Below are 20,027 nucleotides of genomic sequence, written 5' to 3'. Positions count from 1 at the left end.
CGAGCTCAATCGAGCACGGCGAAACGCTTCGGCGGAGCCTGGTCATTTTCCCAGGTCACCGGGCGAACGTACTGCAGCGAGAATCCCAGGATGATGATCAATACAACAGTAGGAAGGACACCAGGCAGAACTCCCTTGTGAATGCAGGTGGCAACGACCTGGGGTAGTACGGCCGCCGCCGTTGTGCCGACCATCAGCAATACGATCGAGCGCTTGTCTGCCCAATGGCAGACGGTTAGGTAAGTGAGAACGATCGCTTCGATTCCTGCAATCCATGGACTCGGATTCTCGGTGAGCGAAGTACTCCAGTGCCACCGATGCTCGGCACCAAGAATGGAATCCAGGGTGACGATCCCACCGCCGACCGCTAGGAGCAGCCACATCAGCAATCGCTTTTCCGGCGGCTGAATCGGCTGTGCCGGCCGAACCGGCTGGCGAACTCGGCGGACCGTTTGGGCGCGGTTGTTGAGGTCGAGAATTAGTCCGACTACACAAGCCGCCACAGCAATCGCCAGCTCGGGGGACACGAACTTCCGTACCGCGGGCACGGATACGACGACGGCGGTAAGTGGAGTGAGCCCGCACCCGATGACGATGGACAACCAGCAAGTCGCTATCGCCGGCTTGCGGGCGGCGTCTAGCGTTATGTTCCACAAATTGTGGGGTTCCCGCTGATGCGGATGGTTTGAAAGACCGATCGCGACGATCTCCTTCAGGCGCCTCCATCGACCCCGGACGCCGATGCCGCGCGATATGAGAACGCCACTGCCGATCACGGCACCAACGAGCATGAGGCCTAGCGCGAAGGTTGAGAGGTAGTGGGCATCAGGCGGGAACGCCTGGCCATGACGCGGACGCTCCGCGCGACTCAGCATCGCAGTTGTACCCAGCGAAATCGCGAACGCGGCAGCGAACCGCAATGGGTCCACGACCAGCGCTACCAAGACGGTCAGCGGACGGGCGAGGAGGAGTCCAATTACTTTCGCCCAAGTCGACAAGGATCCCGTGGGAAGGTCTTGCGGCCAGAGCGCTCGTAGAGCGAGAGGTCCGAGGCGCGCGGCAATAGCGCTGCGATACCAACCTGGAATTGCAGCCAGACCTTTACCGTCTGCTGATGTCGTAAATTCCTTCGATTCCCTGAAGATCGAGTCCTGTAGCTTGCTCTGCACCGACCGGTGCTCCGAATCATCGGATTCGCTTGTTGCTGGCGGCAGCATGCGAACAATCCCGGCAGCAGCGTCCAAGCGTCCCCAATACCAGTCGTTAATCCGCCACCTGCGCGCGAGAAATCCTCCGAACCGCGCTAACGGTATTCCGTCGAGTTTCCACTCTGCGCTCTTGAGTTCGACGGTTGCCTGCATTGACTTTTGGAGGTGCTGGCGCTGGATAGAGTTGGGATCGACATTCGTACGAAGCCACCGTTCCAGGGTCGACGCAATCGCCGCGTTCCGGAGATCTGAGAGATCCCCGTCTTGCAGGTGAGGTCGTTCGTCACCAGTGATGCGCTGGAACTGGATGATGTCAGCGGTGTTCGGCGTGCCGGCCAACGAGAATACGCGGACTAATGCATAGCAATCGAGCGAAGCGTATTTCGGAAGTCCAGCCTGGCGAAATGCTGATTCGTCCCACTTGCGGGCGTCGCTCGCAAAGGGCTGGACATTCTGCGAAATGACCCCGAGTGCTGAGCGGTAGCCCTCGAGAGCCAGCCAAATCAGGGTCAAGAACAGGGTGGGCCCGATCTCCGACTGAACCGGTGGGAAATACAAGTGGTTGCGTCCGGCCTCAGCGGTACCTGGTGATCGCGCGAGTTCTATGAACAGTTCAGCGTCCAGCGCATCGTCGGACTTGTCGACCCGGATTTTGAGGAGTTGGAACAAGGACCAGGTCATGCACAGCCGGGTCTGCTTGCACAGGCCGAGACGGATTCCTTCGGCGATGTCGGAGTTTGCTAACACCAACACGCTGTCGTCCACCATAGTCCGACGAGCCTCGACGAGGACCGTCAGGCATCTGTAAAGGCCACGTTTGAGCCGGCTCAGGTCGTGCTGGTGCCCTCCCTGAATTTGCTGCATTTTTTGAGTCCACGCGATGAGAACCCGAGCGGCGTCAACAGCGGCTCCGATGTCGCCGATCGCGAACGCCTTGGGCACCATGTCGGGGCCAATCCACTCGACGGGCCATTGGGTTGCCTTCGCGTCGGTCGATGCGGAGTGGTCGTAGGCGTGCTTGAGGGCGTGTGCCACACGCATCGCGCGCAGCGGCTTTAATGCTCGATACCGACTGGCACTGTGGGGAGGCATCGACATGTATGCCCATGGGCTTGTGAGCAGTTCACCGATACGTTTGGCATCAAAGCCGATTCGCGATTGGACGTACTGTCCGATGTTGACTTCGATTGCTACATCGGAGTTCGCCATTGCTGCGGCTAGACCTTCGAGGCGCCCCCTGATGGCCATCACGTTGTCGTTGTGTTCTCGAATTTGGCCTATCTCCAGGTCCGCGGATTCAACGCGTTCCCTGAGCGAATTGGCCGTACGCACGATGTGTGCCCAGCGGCCCGATTGAACCTTCTGTTCGGATTCGTCCTTCTTTCGTGTGGAAGCTTTCGGAATGTCTTTGGCGGCTTTAACCGGGTCGCGCTTGGCGGGCGGTTGAGGATCCAGGTACAAGAGACGGCGTTCGGAGGGATTGCCAGCCGGGGCTCGACCCACCGCACGCAGAGCGCGATCGATGGGGATGTTGTCGAAAACTCCGCCGTCTAACACGAAGAACGGTTCGGATCGTTGATCGACGGGACGTGCGGGGCGTGCAAATGGGAATGTCGTCGCCATATTGAGGGCATCTGCGAGAGTCACGTTGTCTGCGACTGAGAACACCGACGCTGGTTCAAAGGCCCCGGGAAATGAGGATGTCGACCGACCTGCCAGAGCCAGTCGTTCTCTTGCGGCGAGTGCTTCTGCGGTGTCGTCACCGAGTCCTGGGATCGTCGTGTAACACGAAGCAAGTCCACCGCGCCTTCGTGTGAACGTGAAACCCGCTTGGTTGTTCAGATCAGGTTCGAGGGCGTCGGGCAGGAGGGTCGCTGCGAGCTCGACGGTGATGTCGTAGCGCGCGGCGGCTTCAGCGACACCAGGCCCTTCCGAAATGTCCCTCAATGTTTCCGACGCCAGAGCCAGAAGGCGCTCGTCCCCTTTGAGTAGAGACGGGACAGCACCGCATCCGGAATCTCGGAGCAGCCTCCAAATTCCAGCTTGATCTGCCCACATCCTCTGCACAATGTCGTCAGTAGCTACGCCGTATGTCTGGGCGACGGCAAAGAGGATTGCGTTCAGGCCCCCTGCGCTGGCACCAGCCAGAATGTCGAACTCGACCTTGTTGTAGCCGTTGTCATTAAGCAGGTCCAAATAGTCGGCTGCTCGTGGGGGCAGATGGCTTAGCGGAGTGCCCGATGCTTGTGCAAGCGCCGCCCGACGGAGAAGATCCAGTTCCGCAACCGCGCCGCCAATCCACACCGCCATGCTGACGCCGCCACGCATGGCGAGCGCGATTCGCAGGGTCTTCCGCGGAGCGACGGAGCGCGAGGAGTCGTGATCTTGGTTCGGCTCTGGTGCCATCGAACGCTCCGATTGTGGATCCACGGAATGCCGGCCGCGCTGCCAAACTCATTGTGCCCCTGCATGAGCCAGCGGATCGCCGCTTTGTGACGGGTCACCGTCGAATGCAGTCAAACGGACTACAAACCGCGCGGAAGCTCCCGCCGCGGCGCACTCGGAAGTTCGTCGACGATTTCCGCGTCGATCACGAGCGGCGCGTCCGCAACCAGCTCGGGTGCGACTTCCTGCGGGGTGACGGTCACTCGGTGCTTGCGCGTGATTGTGAACGTCAATTCTTCGAATTCCTCGACGACCGTCTGGGCAACGCGCGCCGGCGCGGAAATGACTGACGACGCGAGGCTCGCAATTCCCTGGAAAGGTGCGGGCACCCAGGAAGGCGCCTTTTCAGACGAAGGGAGGGCGAGCTGACCGGAGCCATTCTGCGCGCGCTCAATCTCCCGCGGCGATTCACCAAGCTCGGCCGCGACGCGACGACGCTGTTTCTCCTGCTCGAGGAAGAGTTCGGCTTCGGCCGCGATCTTCGCCTTCTCGAGCTCTTGCTCGGCCTGCAGCTTCTCGGCTTCGGCGCGAAGTTCGGCCTTGCGGATGGCGATCTCAGCCTCGGCTTCCGCTTCGGCGCGAGCCAGACGCTTCGCTGCGGACTCGTTCCGCCACCGCAGAAATAGCAGCGGTGCCACACATACGAGAACCAAGAGTGCGATGAGCACCATCCGCAGAGCGAGCGCGCCAAAGTGGTTGACCGAGTATGAGTTCAGCGCGATCCAGCGGACGCCGACGCTCGATGAGTTGGCCGGAGCAGCCGCCTGTGCCGACGCGAGCTGGTCCTGTGCCTGAGCGATGCGCGTGTCGATTCCGGGCGCACGCTGGGTCCGGGCCGCGATCGCGTCGTCGAGGTTCGCCATGGCCGCGTTGCGCGCAGTCCGGGCCGCCTCGGTCTCGGAGCCGGCTCCGGCGACACCGGTGACCTGGCCGTCCGTCGGGCAGCCGGGCTTGGGATTCACTTCGCAGTTCGCGCGCACGACGGCTGCATCGAGCGCCTTCTGCGCGACCGCGACGTCCGTATCCAGACGCGACCGGTCGGATTCGGCGGAATCGAGGCGCGATTGGGCCGCTACGACTGCGGGGCGCGCAGCGTCGCGATCGGCGATCACTTGATCAATGGGCGATGAGAATGCCCACAGAGCCGCGAGTTCGCCGAGGACGAGACCGAGAACGACCAAAAGGCCGAATTGAAAACGGAGCAGTTGTTTGGCCCGCTCGGTCGATTGTGCCCCGCTGGGCTGAGCCTCAGACACGAGACGGCTCCTTTCCTGCGGCAATGCGCCAATTACCGAGTGTTTCCCACGCTCAGTGCCAGTCGCGGTCGACTCGGCGCTATCGCCAACGGTTGTGAACCGTCTCACACTGGAAATGGGTCCGATCCAGCGGGGTGAGCATTTTCGCATCGACGACCGCTGATTCGACCCCGGCCGAGCTTGCTTTATCCTGGAAGACAAGCGGATCCGTGATTTCCACAGCCCGGAGATTGACGTGTTTGCGACCCTGGAGAGCGGCAATCGATGCCCATTCGGAACGGCTCTGGTTGGCGTTCGATGGGGGAACTGACCTACAGTTTCTTAATTGCCGACCGTTGAATTCGCATGGAATGAGACGGTCGGGCGCCGAGCGCTGCAATCGTCCACAAGACTCACCGCAGTCCACGCGAGCCTGTGATAGCCCACAGGTTAGCCCCTGGTACAGCTCGGACCTAGCGTCGGTCACTGCGTGTCCGGCAGACCTGCTGCCGGCATCGAGGCCGGTGATCTTCTACTAGGACGTGAGTCCATGAAGGTAAGGGAATGAAGCAACCTCCTGGCCGGCAAGGCCTGTACGACCCCGCTAACGAGCACGACGCCTGTGGTGTCGCCTTCGTCGTTGACATGCACGGACGAAAGTCCCGCGACATCGTCGAGAAGGCAATCACCGCACTGGTCAACCTCGACCACCGTGGGGCCGCTGGTGCAGAGCCGAACACCGGTGACGGTGCGGGAATCCTGATCCAGATCCCGGACGCGTTCTTCCGCGCGGTCGTCGATTTCGAACTTCCCGCCGAGGGCGCTTACGCCTCGGGTATCGCGTTCCTCCCGCAGGGCCGCATCGCGCAGAAGCGCGCGGCTGCTGGAGTCGAGCGCATCGTCGCGCAGGAGGGCCTCGAGGTCCTGGGCTGGCGTGAGGTTCCGACGGACGACTCGTCGCTCGGTGCTCTCGCCCGCGACGCGATGCCGACCTTCCGCCAGATCTTCATCGCGGGCAAGGGCCTCGATGGTCTTGCTCTCGAGCGCAAGACCTATGTCATCCGCAAGCGGATCGAGCACGAGCTCGGCGCCGAGCCGAGCGTCGACGGCACCGACCGCGGTTCGGTGTACTTCCCGAGCCTGTCGGGTCGCACCTTTGTCTACAAGGGCATGCTGACCACGCCGCAGCTCAAGGACTTCTACCTCGACCTGCAGGACGAGCGCATGGAGTCCGCGCTCGGTCTCGTGCACTCGCGTTTCTCGACGAACACGTTCCCGTCGTGGCCGCTCGCGCACCCGTACCGTCGCGTTGCGCACAACGGTGAGATCAACACCGTCACCGGTAACGAGAAGTGGATGCGTGCTCGCGAGGCGCTCATCGCTTCGGACGTCTTCGGCGACGACCTGGCAAAGATCTTCCCGATCTGTACCCCAGGCGCCTCGGACACCGCTCGCTTCGACGAGGTTCTCGAGCTGCTGCACCTCGGTGGACGCGACATCCACCACGCCGTGCTCATGATGGTTCCCGAAGCTTGGGAGCGCAATGAGGACATGGATCCCACGCGCAGGGCCTTCTACGAGTACCACTCCACGCTCATGGAGCCGTGGGACGGACCGGCCTGCATCTGCTTCACCGACGGCACGGTCATGGGTGCGGTCCTCGACCGCAACGGCCTTCGCCCCGGTCGTTACTGGGTCACCGAAGACGGACTCGTCGTGCTCGCGTCCGAGGCGGGCGTGCTGCCGATCGACGCCTCGACCGTCGTTCAGCGTGGCCGCCTCCAGCCGGGCAAGATGTTCCTCGTCGACACCGCGCAGGGTCGCATCGTCAGCGATGACGAGATCAAGGACGCGCTCGTCTCGGAGCACCCGTACCAGCAGTGGCTCGACGAGGGCTTGGTCTACCTGAAGGACCTGCCGGAGCACCCGCACGTGCACATGTCGCACGACCGCGTTCTCATCCGCCAGCAGGTCTTCGGCTACACCACCGAAGAGCTCAACATCCTGCTCGCGCCAATGGCCAGGACCGGCCTCGAGGCGCTCGGCTCGATGGGTACCGACACGCCGATCGCGGTGCTGTCGGCTCGCCCGCGCATGCTGTTCGACTACCTCCAGCAGTTGTTCGCGCAGGTCACGAACCCGCCGCTCGACGCCATCCGCGAAGAGGTCGTCACCAGCCTGCAGGCGAACATCGGTCCGGAGGGTGACCTCCTGCACCCGAATGCCGCTTCGTGTCGCCAGATTTCGCTGCCGTCGCCGATTCTGCACAACGACGAGCTCGCCAAGTTCGTCCACATCAACGACGAAGGAACCCAGCCGGGTCTCCGTAGTGTCGTGGTGCGCTGTCTGTACCCGGTCGCCGATGGCGGCGAGGGTCTGCGCAAGGCGCTTGACGCGGTGTGTTCGCAGGTGTCGGCCTCGATCGAGGGTGGCGCTCGCATCATCATCCTCAGCGACCGGGAGTCGAACGAGAAGCTCGCACCGATTCCGTCGCTGCTGTTCACCTCGGCGGTTCACCAGCACCTTGTGCGCGACAAGACGCGTACCAAGGTCGGCCTGATCGTCGAGTCCGGTGACGCCCGCGAGATCCACCACATGGCGACCCTGGTCGGCTGCGGTGCTGCGGCGATCAACCCGTACATGGCCTTCGAGACCATCGAGGACATGATCGATCGTGGTGCGATCGTCGGTGTTCCGTTCGAGAAGGCTGTTCAGAACTACATCAAGGCCGCTGGCAAGGGTGTTCTGAAGGTCATGTCCAAGATGGGCATCTCGACGATCGCGTCGTACCGCGGTGCCCAACTGTTCCAGGTGATCGGTCTGTCGCAGGAACTGTGCGATCAGTACTTCACCGGTATGAGCAGCCAGCTCGGCGGTATCGGCCTCGACGAAATCGCAGCGGACGTGGCTGCGCGTCACGCCACCGCGTTCCTCATCAATAAGCCGGAACGCTCGCACCGCGAGCTCGAGGTCGGCGGTGAGTATCAGTGGCGTCGCGAGGGCGAGTACCACCTGTTCAACCCGGACACCGTGTTCAAGCTCCAGCACTCGACCCGCAGCGGTCAGTACAAGATCTTCAAGGAGTACACGCAGCTCGTCGACGATCAGTCGGAGCGACTGGCCTCCCTGCGCGGTCTGTTCCGCTTCCGCACCGAGGACCGCAAGCCGATCTCGATCGACGAGGTCGAGCCGGTGTCGGAGATCGTCAAGCGCTTCTCGACCGGTGCGATGAGCTACGGCTCTATCTCGGCCGAGGCGCACGAGACGCTCGCCATCGCGATGAACCGTCTCGGCGGTCGGTCTAACTCGGGTGAGGGCGGAGAAGACCCGCGCCGGTTCACCCCGGACGAGAACGGTGACTGGCGGCGTAGTGCGATCAAGCAGGTCGCGTCGGGACGTTTCGGCGTCACCTCGCACTACCTGACGAACTGCACCGACATCCAGATCAAGATGGCGCAGGGTGCCAAGCCGGGTGAGGGCGGTCAGCTGCCGGGTCACAAGGTGTACCCGTGGGTTGCCGAGGTCCGTCACTCGACGCCGGGCGTCGGCCTCATCTCGCCGCCGCCGCACCACGACATCTACTCGATCGAAGACCTCGCGCAGCTCATCCACGACCTGAAGAACGCGAACCCGTCTGCGCGGATTCACGTGAAGCTGGTCTCGGAGATCGGCGTCGGCACGGTCGCCGCCGGTGTTTCGAAGGCGCACGCCGACGTGGTGCTGATTTCGGGCCACGATGGTGGTACCGGTGCCACACCGCTCACGTCGATGAAGCATGCCGGTGCGCCGTGGGAGATCGGCCTCGCCGAGACTCAGCAGACCCTGATGCTCAACGGCCTGCGGGACCGCATCGTCGTTCAGGTCGACGGTCAGTTGAAGACCGGTCGGGACGTCATCGTCGCCGCGCTGCTCGGCGGTGAGGAGTTCGGTTTCGCGACCGCTCCGCTCGTTGTGTCGGGCTGCATCATGATGCGCGTCTGCCACCTCGACACCTGCCCGGTCGGTGTCGCCACGCAGAACCCGGTTCTGCGTAAGCGCTTCACCGGTAAGCCCGAGTTCGTCGAGAACTTCTTCAACTTCATCGCCGAGGAAGTCCGCGAGTACCTGGCACTGCTCGGTTTCCGCACGCTCGCTGAGGCCATCGGTCACGTCGAGCTGCTCGACACCACCAAGGCCAAGGAGCACTGGAAGGCGAGCAAGCTTGACCTCTCGCCGATCCTCGACATGCCGGAATCGCCGTTCATGCAGCAGGACCTCTACTGCACCGGCACCCAGGACCACGGTCTGGACAAGGCGCTCGACAACAAGCTCATCGCGGAGAGCCGGCCGGCCATCGACAACGGGACCGCGGTCAAGTTCGAGTCGCCGATCAGCAACGTCAACCGCACGGTCGGCACGATGCTCGGCCACGAGGTGACCAAGGTCTACGGCGGCGAAGGCCTGCCGGAAGGCACGATCGACATCACCTTCACGGGTTCGGCGGGCAACAGCTTCGGCGCGTTCGTGCCGGCTGGTATCACGCTGCGGATCTTCGGTGACGCCAACGACTACGTCGGTAAGGGCCTCTCGGGTGGAAACATCGTCGTGCGCCCGGCGCTCGACGCCCCGAAGGGCTTCGTCGCCGAGAAGAACATCATCGCGGGCAACGTGATCCTGTTCGGCGCGACGAAGGGGTCGGTCCTGATCCGCGGTATCGCCGGCGAGCGCTTCTGCGTCCGTAACTCGGGTGCGACCGCGGTCGTCGAGGGTGTCGGTGACCACGGTTGCGAGTACATGACCGGTGGAAAGGTCGTCGTTCTCGGCGAGACCGGACGTAACTTCGGCGCTGGTATGTCCGGTGGCGTCGCGTACATCTACGACCCGGGCCGCAAGTTCGAGGCCAACCTCAACACCGAGATGGTCGACCTCGAAGACCTGTCGGGCGAGGACTTCACCTGGCTGAAGTCGATCGTCACGAAGCACCGCGACGAAACCGGTTCGGCCGTGGCGGAGAAGATCCTCCACGACTGGTCGCAGCAGGTGAACCACTTCGTCAAGGTCATGCCGCGCGACTACAAGCGTGTTCTCATTGCGATCGACAAGGCGGAGAAGCTCGGTCGCGACGTCAGCGAAGCAATTATGGAGGCAGCACGTGGGTGACCCCTCAGGCTTTTTGAAGATCACCAAGCGTGAATTGCCGGTCCGTCGCCCGGTTCCGCTGCGCCTGCTCGACTGGAAAGAGGTCTACGAAGACTTCGATGACGAGTCGCTCAAGGGCCAGGCGAGCCGCTGCATGGACTGCGGTATCCCGTTCTGCCACAACGGTTGCCCGCTCGGAAACCTGATTCCCGAGTGGAACGACCTGGTCTTCAAGGACCGTTGGCGCGATGCGATCGACCGTCTCCACGCGACGAACAACTTCCCGGAGTTCACGGGCCGCCTGTGCCCGGCGCCGTGTGAGGGCTCGTGCGTTCTGGGCATCAACCAGGACCCGGTCACGATCAAGCAGGTCGAGGTCGAGATCATCGATCACGCCTTCGACAACGGCTGGGTCGTTCCGGTCTATCCGACCCAGCTCACCGGCAAGAAGATCGCCGTCGTGGGTTCGGGACCGGCTGGTCTGGCCGCTGCTCAGCAGCTGACCCGCGCCGGCCACAGCGTCACCGTGTTCGAGCGCGACGACCGCGTCGGTGGTCTGCTCCGCTACGGCATCCCCGAGTTCAAGATGGAGAAGCGCCACGTCGACCGTCGTCTCGCGCAGATGACGGCCGAGGGCACGGTCTTCAAGACCGGTGTCAACGTCGGCGTCGACATCACCGCTGCCGAGCTGCGCGCGCAGTTCGACGCGGTCGTGCTCTCCGGTGGTGCCACCGACCGCCGTGACCTGCCGATCCCGGGCCGCGAGCTCGAGGGCATCTACCAGGCCATGGAGTACTTGCCGCAGGCGAACCGGGTGCAGCAGGGCGACCAGATCACCGATGCTGAGGGCCTTCCGCCGATCAACGCACGGGGCAAGAAGGTCATCATCATCGGTGGTGGCGACACGGGCGCGGACTGCCTCGGAACCGCACACCGCCAGGGCGCGGAGTCGATCCACCAGTTCGAGATCATGCCGCGGCCGCCGCACGAGCGTGCGGACACGACGCCGTGGCCGACCTACCCACTCATGTTCCGTGTCTCTTCGGCGCACGAAGAGGGTGGCGAGCGCGTCTACTCGGTCAACACCGAGAAGTTCGTTGGCGAGAACGGAAAGCTCACCGGTCTGCACGGCCATGAGGTCGAGTTCAAGGCCGGACGCTTCGAGAAGGTCGAAGGCTCGGACTTCACGATGGACGCTGACATTGTCTTCCTCGCGATGGGCTTCGTCGGCTCGGAGAAGCCGGGTCTGCTGACCGACCTCGGTGTCGAGTTCGATCAGCGGCAGAACGTCAAGCGCAACAGCGACTGGGAAACCAACGTTCCCGGCGTGTTCGTTGCCGGTGACATGGGTCGTGGACAGTCGCTCATCGTGTGGGCGATTGCGGAAGGCCGCTCGTGTGCGGCCGCGGTCGACACCTACCTCGATGGCGAAACCGCGCTTCCGTCGCCGATCCGTCCGACGGATCTGCCTCAGCGCTAGGATTTCCAGCACCTTCGCCCGCCGCCCGCTCACACCGATCAGCATGAATCGGTGAGGCGGGCGGTTGGCTTTTGTAGACTTTCTACAGATTGCACTAATTCGTTTGGGAGACACGCGGAACGCCAGTTACGAGAGTTTCTGGTGATCTGCGCGATAATGTCGCTCTGCTTTCAGCGAACACCCTATGAACGTCGCTCTTTTGGTCCAAACTCGTAATAGAAGCGTGACCTTCAAAGAAGCGGGTGGTGGCAAGTGGCTTACGAGTACGAACCAATCCCGCTGGCCTCGCGGGAAGAGCCGCTCGACGCCTACTCCCGTGTTGTCAGCACAGTGGCACGCACCCTCACTCCACACGTAGCTTTCGTCCAGACTCGTCGGAGCAACGGTTCGGCTGTCGTGTTCTCCGACGAGGGCCACATGCTGACCAACGCGCATGTCGTGGGATCGGCTGTTCGCGGCAAGGCGACGTTCCCGGATGGCCTCACGGTTGACTTCGACGTCATCGGGAGCGACCCGCTGTCCGACCTCGCCGTTTTGCTGGCGCACCAGAACTGTCCGCCGCCGGCCCGCTTCGGCAACGCAGATGATCTGGTCGTGGGGCAGTTGGCTGTGGCGGTCGGCTCACCGCTGGGACTCACTGGATCGGTGACGGCGGGAATCGTGAGCGCGCTCGGTCGTGCCCTGCCGGTCGGTTCGGGCAACACCGCACGCGTCATCGAGAACGTCATCCAGACCGACGCCACGCTCAACCCGGGTAACTCCGGTGGTGCGCTGGCGGATTCGCGCGGCTGCGTGGTCGGTATCAACACCGCGATCGCGGGACACGGTCTGGGCCTCGCGGTGCCGATCAACCCGACCACGCTGCGGATCATCGACACGCTGCAGGTCGAAGGCCAGGTTCGCCGGGCGTACCTCGGCATCGTCGGCGTTCCGTCGCCGGTTCCGGCATCGGTCTTCGAGCGGACCGGGCAGCGCAGCGGGCTTCGCGTCGTCGAGGTCGTGCCGGGTGGACCTGCGGACATGGCGGGCCTGCGTGCGGATGACCTCGTGCTGAGCGTGGCGCGCGAGCAGATCGCCGACGCCGGAGACATCCAGAAGAAGCTCTTCGGTGAGGTCATCGGAACTCTGCTGCCGGTCACGGTGCTGCGCAGCGGCGCGATGGTCGATGTGCTGGCGACGCCGATCGAGCTCAGCTACAACGACTGAAATCCGGGTCCAAAGTCTCCGCCGGAGCAGTCTGTACAAAACTCCCAGGTTGTACAAGCGCCCCGGCGGGAGACTATGACCCCGGCGGGGCTGCTTCATTCCGTGAAGCCCAACGACTGACGATCGTTCGTTAACATCGGAGCATGAGTCCCCGCAGTTCGGCCGCGAACGCTGCTCGAACGAAACAGCGAATCGTCGAAGAGTGCGTGTTGCTGGCATCGTCCGAGGGTCTGGAAGGCATCACGATCGGGTCGGTCGCGAGCCGTGTCAGCATGAGCAAGGCCGGCATTGTCGGCCCGTTCGGATCCCGCGAGGCGCTGCAAGAGGCCGCCCTGCGGCGCGCGGTCGAGGTCTTCGTGACATCGGTGGCCGCACCCGCGATACCGCACGAGCCTGGATTGGCCAGGCTGAGAGTGGTTGTCGACAGTTGGATCGGCTATCTGGCCGATTCGCCCTTTCCCAACGGCTGCTTCATGACTGCGGTGTCGTCTGAGATCGATGGGCAGCCGGGACCGCTGTGCGACATCGTCAAGGAGTCGATGGGGTGGTTCTTGGGCTTCTTGCGTGAGGAGGTGGCGGCGGCCGTCGACGCGCACGAATTGAACACCGATCCCGACGACGTCGTGCTCACGCTGTTCGGTCTTGCGGCCGCTCTGAACCAAGAGCTTCAACTCTTCGGCCGAACCGAGTCGATCGCGCGCATTCGGCGTTTGATGCACGCCGCCGTGGAGCCCTGAAATAACTAACGTTCGTTCGTTGTTGTTCGGGACATCACAATCGTTCTCTGGATTGAGGTGTGTCATGAATTCACAGCGCGTATGGCTTGTCTTGTTCGGCGTCTGGTTTGCCGTCGTCGCGATCGTCGGAGCCGCGGGCGGTTTCGCTCAACCCGGACCCCCGCTGGTTCTCGGGGCCGCTGTCGCGATTCCGCCGTTGCTCACGATTTTGGGCTGGCGTTATGTGCCGGCAGTCCGGCGAGCGCTTCTCGCGGTCGACCTGCGGCATCTCGTTCTGCTCCACGTCGCCCGACTCGAGGGCGCGATCTTCTTCCTCGATGCACTGCGCGGGGAACTGCCGATGGGGTTCGCGATCCCCGCTGGATTCGGCGACGTGATTGCCGCGATCGGAGCTCTCGTGCTCCTGACGGCACGCCGACCGGCGCGACGGACGTTCTTGGCGTGGAACGTGTTTGGACTGCTCGACCTCGTTGTCGCGGTGACTCTGGGCGTGCTTTACTCGGCCAGCCCCGTGGGCGTGCTCTCTACGACCGCATCGAACACGTCGGCGATCGGATATCTACCGCTGATCCTGATCCCCGGCTTTTATGTCCCGCTGCTCATCTCGAGCCATCTGGTGGCACTGCTGCGTCGGAACGAACTGACCGACAGCGACCAATCGCTGCCGGCCAGCCGAGTCGGTCTACTTCATTCCGGGGACGACCAGGCCAGCGATCGTGGCCTGCACACGCTGGTAGCTGGAGCCGGAAAGGCGAACGAGCGCATCGAGTGACTTGGCGTCGATCCCGATGAGGACGCGACCCTTCTTCTTCTCGATGCCCTTGATGATCTCCTTGGCCGCGGACTCGGGGCTCACGTGCAGGAACAGCTTCTCGAACAGTTCGGTCTGCTTGCGGCCGGCTTCAGTGCCACCCGTGTCCGCGTTCTTGGCGATGTTGGTCTTGATTCCGCCCGGGTGCACGCACGTGACCTCGACGTTGTGGTCCGAGATCAGCATCTCCTGGCGCAGCGACTCGGTGAGTCCACGAACGGCGAACTTCGCGGCGTTGTACGGCGACTGACCCGGGTTCGACAGCAGGCCGAACAGGCTCGAGATGTTGACCAGGTGACCGTCACCGCTCGCGATGAGGTGGGGGAGGAATGCCTTGGAGCCGTTGAGGACACCGCCGAAGTCGATGTTCATCACGCGGTCGAATCGCTCGAAGGTCAGGTCTTCGAAGTTTCCGGTGGCGGAGATTCCGGCGTTGTTGATAACGACGTTCACGACGCCGAACTCAGCCGCGACGGCTTCGGCGTACGCGAGGAAAGCGGCGCGGTCGGCGACGTCGAGGCGCTGGGTGTGCACTCGAGCTCCGGCGGCGCTGGCAAGTTCGGCGGTCTCGGCGAGTCCGGCCTCATCGACGTCGCTCAGTGCGAGTCCGGTGACACCCTTCTTCGCGAGTTCCACGGCGAGTGCACGCCCGATTCCGGATCCGGCACCGGTGATGACTGCGACCTTGCCCTTGAGCTTCATGTTCCATCCTGACTTCGTTGTCGATGTATATGGGACAGTTCGTCCCAGTTAACGTACGACGGTACGTGAGTCGTGACGTTGACGCATTGACCGGCGTCACAGTCCACAGAACGAGAATGGGCGATATTCCGTCCGAAAACGGAATATCGCCCAATTTCTTGTTTCAGCGCTTGGCCAGCGGCTTCACGAAGGGAAACGCCAGCGATTCGCGCACCGTACGCCCGGTGATCAGCGTGATCACGCGGTCGACGTCGAGCCACAGGCCCGCCGTCGGCAGCATGCCAAACTCAATCGCCTCGAGGTAGGCATCGTTGGCGCGAACGGCGTCGACATCACCGGCGAGTGCCCGGCTCTCCTCGAGAGCCAGACGACGTCGCTGCTCGAGCGGATCGGTCAACTCGGTGTGAACCGACCCCAGAATCGAACCCCACGCCACGAGATCGCACCGCTCCGCGAGGTCCTCGTTGGCGGCGAGGCTGCGTGCCGTCGGAGCCATCGTCACCGGGAAGTCCCGATAGAACGTCGGGAGTTCGGTACGGGCCACGACGAGGCGATCGTAGAGCGCGTACGCAAGGCGACCTTCGTCCCACGAATGCCGCGGCGTGATGCCCGCGGTCTCACACAAGATCCGAAGCGTCGAGATCGTGGTGCTGGCGTTGACCGGCTGGCCGGCGGCTTCGCTGACCGCTTCGTAGAACGTACGCACCGGCCACGGTCCGCTGATGTCGAACGGACGCATCACACCGTCGTAGCGTTGCCGGAACGACAGCGCCTGACCATGGACGGCCAGCGCTGCCTGCTGAACCATCTCCTGGCAACGCGTGACCATTTCGCCGTAACCGACGTGCGCTTCGAATGCATGCAGCGTCGTGAACTCCGGGTTGTGCTGCGCGCTCGTCCCGGAGTCGGCGAAGCTTCGCCCGAGTTCGTACACCCGCTCCAACCCGCCGACCGCCAGCTGCTTGAGTTGCAGCGCTGGAGTGGTCCGGAGGCGAAGTTCGAGCCCGTACACGTCCGGCTGCGTCCGGAACGTACGAGCGTTGATGCCGTTCGAATTCGACTGCAGGATGGGAGTTTCCGCTTCGAGGTAGTCCCAGCCGGCAAGCGAGGAGCGGATCGAGTGCAACACGACGCTGCGTGCTTGCGCGACTTCCCGGGCACTCGGGTTGATGGCGAGTTCGACGTGACGCTGCCGCACCTTGGCCTCGGGGGAGGTCAGCCCCTTGTGGCGGTCGGGGAGTGGATGCAGGCTCTTCGTGACGAGTCGCCAGTCCATCGCGAACAGGCTGGTCTCTCCCTTGCGGGCGCGCCCGATCGGTCCGCTCACCTCGATGAGATCGCCGAGGTCGAACATCGAGCCGAACGTGACGGCTTTGTCCTCGCCGCAGCGATTCGCGTCGACCATGATCTGGATGTCTCCGCTGGCATCCCGCAGCTTGGCGAACCCGAGACCGCCCAGGTCACGCCAGGCCAGCAGTCGCCCGGTCAGGCGGACGCGAGTGCCCGAGACGGCATCGCGCGCGGCGGCGATCGTGTGCGTCGGCGGGTAGGCGGGCGGGTAACCGGGGATTCCGGCTTCGGCCAGACGCGCGAGCTTGTCCACGCGAACCCGGACGTGCTCCGGCCGCTCGGGTTGCCTCGTCAGGCCCGGGTGCGGACGGGGGATGGGTGACTCGAGCAGATCTGCGAGCACCGCCCGGTCTATCCGGGTCCGGCTGGAAGTGAAGGTCGATGCCACTTTGCGTCGACCTTCGATCACGCCGCTGGCGATCGACACCCGTGAGACCCGCCCCGCCGGGTACGCCACGTAGCGCGGCGCCCACGTCGGCCGGTACTGCTCGTTGGCCGCACGTGAGGAGTCCTGCTGCCACCACCGCGACAGGAACAGCGGAACCCGCGCCATCGCGCTGGTGGCCGTGCTGTCGACGTCGGTGAAGCCGAACGAGATCCGGGTCAGACCCAGGGCCGCCGACGCGAGGACGAGCTCGCTCAGCATCAGTTCGGTGATGCCACCGGGAGCGGACTCATCGCGGCACAGGAGATCCACGGTGGCGTCCGTGGCGCCCCACGGCACAAGGGTCATCATCGCGACCGGACCGCCTGGGCCGACGGCCTCGACCAGCAGCGATTCGGTGTCTCCCGGGTCGCCGATGCGACCTAGCGAACGGTGGAATCCACGTTCGGTCTGGGTGTCGGCCCACTGCGCCGCGCGCTTGCGGACGGCGGCGAGTTCGGTCGCCGGAATGTCCGCTTGGCGCCGTACCCGGACGGTGAGGCCCTGCTTCCGGAGGCGATTTCCAGCCAGGCGAATTGCCTTGAATTCCGGTGCGCTGAGATCGAATTCGGTGGGTTTGAGGATCGCCTCCGATGCCACTCGCAGCGTCGACAGACCCGCACGCCGATAGGCTCGAGCACCCAACTTGCTGGCACCCGTCGCGGCTGGAATCCAGTTGTGGTCGCGGCACATCTCGAGCCACGCCGCGATAGCCCGCGGCCACGCCTCCTGATTCCCGACGGGATCGCCCACCGCCATGCTGACTCCGACGCCGGTCCGGTAAGCGACGGCAGCCTTGCCGCTGGGTGCGAAGACGACGGAGTTGTCGCGGCGAGTCGAGAAGTACGCGAGCGAATCGCTGACATCCGATCGGGCGATGAGGGCCTGGAGCGCGGACTCGTCGAGCGCGGTCAGGGTGTTCGACGTCCGCTGGGTGCGCCGGACGACCGCGAGAACAGCGATGAAGGCCAGCGCACCGAAGGCGCCGAGCGCGGCGTCGACGTTGATGGAGACGACGCCGGTGTCGTAGCTGTTGGGGATCAGGCCGAACACGACGACGCGATTTGCGGCGTACCAGAGCTGGTCCTGCACCGCGAGACGGCCCGGTGCGAGGGCGATGAGGCCGTACCCGATCGCCGTGAACAACAGGCCGAAGCCGAGGACGGCACCGATCGTCTTTCCGACCGATGGCCAGCGCGAATGCTGCGGGAACTGCGGCTGGAGCGCGACGAGGGTCGCGAGAACGCCGGCGGAGATGCCGAACGCGATGCCGGAATCGAGGTCCACCTGCTGGGTCATGACGATGGCGTGGCCACCTGCGACCACCGCGGCCATCACGATGAGGGCCCACCACGCGACGCGTTTCGCGCGCCACAGACCGACCGCGAGAACGCCGAGTGCAAGCGCCCAGCTCAGACTCGAGTTCGGGGCATGGATGAAATGACTGTTGAGGACCGAACGCACAGGTTCGGACCTCTCACGAAGAACCGGGACGACGCTCCATATCGCGCAGGCGATTGCCGCGCACCCGACCACCAGTCCGGTGAGTCGAGGAACGATTCGGCGCCGGACTGAGGCGGTTTCAATCATGGTTCGCGAACCACCACACCGTCTTCGTCGCTGTAGCAGATCTCGCCCGGGTTGAACGTCACGCCGCCGATTTCGACGGGCACGTTCTTCTCGCCCGACCCGGTCTGCGTGCTCTTGCGCGGGTTGGTGCCCAAGGCCTTGATGCCGATGTCGAGCGTCTGGAGGATCGCCGAATCGCGGACGGCCGCGTTGACGATGACGCCGACCCAGCCGTTCTTTACGGCCGCGCCCGCGATGAGGTCGCCGACGAGGGCGGTGTGCACACTGGCGTCGCCGTCAACGACGAGAACTCCGCCGTTGCCAGGCGAGTTCAGAGTCTGTTTGACCAGCAGATTGTCTTGAAAGCAGCGAATAGTGGTAATCGGGCCGGCGAAGGCACTACGGCCTCCGAACTGGCGGAATTGGGTGTCACAACTGCGAATGCCGGGGCCGATTTCATCGGCCAGGTCGGCGGTAGCTACCACTTCGGTCACGGATTCACACTAGATCAACCCACCGACATCGTCGCCCCGCCAAGAGCCGACGCAGAGCGTCGACGGCGTTTCACGCAGTCGGCGTGTTGTCGGTCTCCGAACGTCGTGTCCGGCGGATCGCGAACACGAGCAAGGACAGCACCGCGAGGGCCGCGAGTCCCGCCCCGGCGGCCACCGGGATACTGCTTGATGAGCTCGCCGAATTCGTGCTTTGACCTGGTGTTCCATTGCCCGGCGTGAGCAGCGTGAACGTCGACGAACCGGTGATCGGATGGCCGTCCTGGGCGGCGACCCGATAGGCGATCGTGTACTTGCCGGCGGGGCCCAGTTCACGCACCGCAACGGTCAGTCGTTCGCCGTCGACCGTGGGTTCACCGTCGGTCCACTGCCCGCCGTCCGGCCCGACGACCGACAGCGCCGCGAAGTCCGCCTGGGGAGCTTCGGTGAACGTGATGGTCACCGATTTCGGCGATGTGCTGAGTTGCGCACCGTCTGCCGGATCAACCGCGATCGCCGTGGTGTGTGCCTGCGCCGGCCCGACGGCGGCGAGCAGGAACGCGAGGACGAGGGCAACGACCGTCCGGAGGGAGTTAGTGGACACCCAACCGGTCTAGCAGATTGGTCTCGACGCGGCTCAACTCGTTCGAGATGGCCTGGTGGGCGGACTTGCGGGCCGTCGGCGGCATGTTCTCGGCCGCATGGACGGCGGTGTTGAGCTCCGCGAGGCGGGCACGCGTCGCATCTGCGAACTTCTTCGTGGCGCCGTCGCCAGACCGGGCGAGCAGTTCGGCGGTCGTCGCGTCGGCGGAAGCGATCCGTGCGCTCAGGCGGCCGCCGTGGCCGCCGAACTCACCGAGCTGACCGACCGGGACGCCGAGTCCGGCGGCCTTCCGCTCATCGAGGAACCCGCGCAACCAGGTCGCTCCCTGGTAGACGAGCGGCGCGGCGATCGGTGCGACGACCTTAGCGGTACCCAGGAGTTTCTTGACTTCCTTGGGCGCCAGACGGTCACGTTCGGCCTTCGCGGCGGCCTTGTTGGCGTGGTTCTCCTGGGCCTTGAGCGTGGAGATCTGCGCCTTTTCGAGCTTGGTGGCGGACTTGGCGTTCTTCTTGGCCTGCTTCTTTGCGTTCTTCGCGTTGGCCTTCGCCTCGACCTTGGCCTTGTGCATCAAAGCCTTCGCCTCGGCTTTCGCCCGGCGAGCCTCACGCTTGCGCTTGCGGTTGGAGAACAATCCCATGTTCGATGCC

At 64.0% G+C, this 20,027-nt stretch carries 12 protein-coding genes and 1 pseudogene; 5 read left to right on the top strand and 8 right to left on the bottom strand.

The window, feature by feature from the left end; translation table 11 throughout:
• Positions 1-5: 5 nt before the first annotated feature.
• The 3 genes and pseudogenes from F600_RS0107370 to F600_RS27355 all read right to left on the bottom strand — a co-directional run bounded on the left by F600_RS0107370 (position 6) and on the right by F600_RS27355 (position 4,909).
• Positions 6-2,669: a DUF3376 domain-containing protein gene (locus F600_RS0107370; protein ID WP_245541490.1), complete on the bottom strand. Its 2,664-nt coding sequence runs from the start codon at positions 2,667-2,669 to the stop codon at positions 6-8.
• A 63-nt stretch (positions 2,670-2,732) separates the two neighbouring features.
• Positions 2,733-3,536 (bottom strand): annotated as a pseudogene (locus F600_RS32660) (patatin-like phospholipase family protein); the annotation flags it as partial.
• A gap of 197 nt (positions 3,537-3,733) precedes the next feature.
• Positions 3,734-4,909, bottom strand: coding sequence for a DUF4407 domain-containing protein (locus F600_RS27355; protein WP_162141394.1), 1,176 nt, complete (start codon positions 4,907-4,909; stop codon positions 3,734-3,736).
• Positions 4,910-5,452: 543 nt separating this feature from the next.
• On the opposite strand from F600_RS27355, the gene gltB reads away from it, so the two are divergent.
• From gltB to F600_RS30185, 5 genes are all read left to right on the top strand, one after another.
• Positions 5,453-10,027: a glutamate synthase large subunit gene (gene gltB, locus F600_RS0107360; RefSeq protein WP_026306273.1), complete on the top strand. Its 4,575-nt coding sequence runs from the start codon at positions 5,453-5,455 to the stop codon at positions 10,025-10,027.
• On the top strand, positions 10,020-11,486 hold the full coding sequence (locus tag F600_RS0107355) for a glutamate synthase subunit beta (protein WP_018159955.1): 1,467 nt from the start codon (positions 10,020-10,022) through the stop codon (positions 11,484-11,486). The genes gltB and F600_RS0107355 overlap by 8 nt, the downstream gene beginning before the upstream one ends.
• Before the next feature lie 252 nt (positions 11,487-11,738).
• On the top strand, positions 11,739-12,692 hold the full coding sequence (locus F600_RS0107350) for a S1C family serine protease (protein ID WP_018159954.1): 954 nt from the start codon (positions 11,739-11,741) through the stop codon (positions 12,690-12,692).
• A gap of 143 nt (positions 12,693-12,835) precedes the next feature.
• The gene (locus tag F600_RS0107345) at positions 12,836-13,429 is read left to right on the top strand and encodes a TetR/AcrR family transcriptional regulator (RefSeq protein ID WP_018159953.1); all 594 of its coding nucleotides are present in this window, start codon (positions 12,836-12,838) and stop codon (positions 13,427-13,429) included.
• A 64-nt stretch (positions 13,430-13,493) separates the two neighbouring features.
• A complete protein-coding gene (locus F600_RS30185; protein ID WP_018159952.1) occupies positions 13,494-14,201 on the top strand; it encodes a hypothetical protein in 708 nt (235 codons plus the stop codon).
• On the opposite strand, the gene F600_RS0107335 is transcribed toward F600_RS30185, so the two are convergent.
• The 5 genes from F600_RS0107335 to F600_RS0107315 form a co-directional block, all read right to left on the bottom strand.
• Positions 14,112-14,942 carry an SDR family NAD(P)-dependent oxidoreductase gene (locus F600_RS0107335; protein ID WP_018159951.1) on the bottom strand — a complete coding sequence of 277 codons (831 nt, stop codon included), beginning with the start codon at positions 14,940-14,942 and terminating at the stop codon, positions 14,112-14,114. The genes F600_RS30185 and F600_RS0107335 overlap by 90 nt on opposite strands.
• Before the next feature lie 163 nt (positions 14,943-15,105).
• Entirely contained in the window at positions 15,106-18,306 is a 3,201-nt protein-coding gene (lysX, locus tag F600_RS27345; RefSeq protein WP_018159950.1) for a bifunctional lysylphosphatidylglycerol synthetase/lysine--tRNA ligase LysX, read from the bottom strand.
• Positions 18,303-18,779, bottom strand: a complete 477-nt coding sequence (rraA, locus tag F600_RS0107325) for a ribonuclease E activity regulator RraA (protein WP_018159949.1) — start codon at positions 18,777-18,779, stop codon at positions 18,303-18,305. Before rraA ends, lysX begins: the two co-directional genes overlap by 4 nt.
• 70 nt (positions 18,780-18,849) lie before the next feature.
• A complete protein-coding gene (locus F600_RS27340) occupies positions 18,850-19,380 on the bottom strand; it encodes a copper resistance CopC family protein (protein WP_018159948.1) in 531 nt (176 codons plus the stop codon).
• Entirely contained in the window at positions 19,370-20,017 is a 648-nt protein-coding gene (locus tag F600_RS0107315) for a DUF6474 family protein (RefSeq protein ID WP_018159947.1), read from the bottom strand. Before F600_RS0107315 ends, F600_RS27340 begins: the two co-directional genes overlap by 11 nt.
• Positions 20,018-20,027: the final 10 nt, after the last annotated feature.

Source organism: Smaragdicoccus niigatensis DSM 44881 = NBRC 103563 (assembly GCF_000380645.1).
Lineage (GTDB): Bacteria > Actinomycetota > Actinomycetes > Mycobacteriales > Mycobacteriaceae > Smaragdicoccus > Smaragdicoccus niigatensis.
Note: the sequence above shows the minus strand (reverse complement) of the source record. Positions and strands in the feature narration are given on the sequence as shown.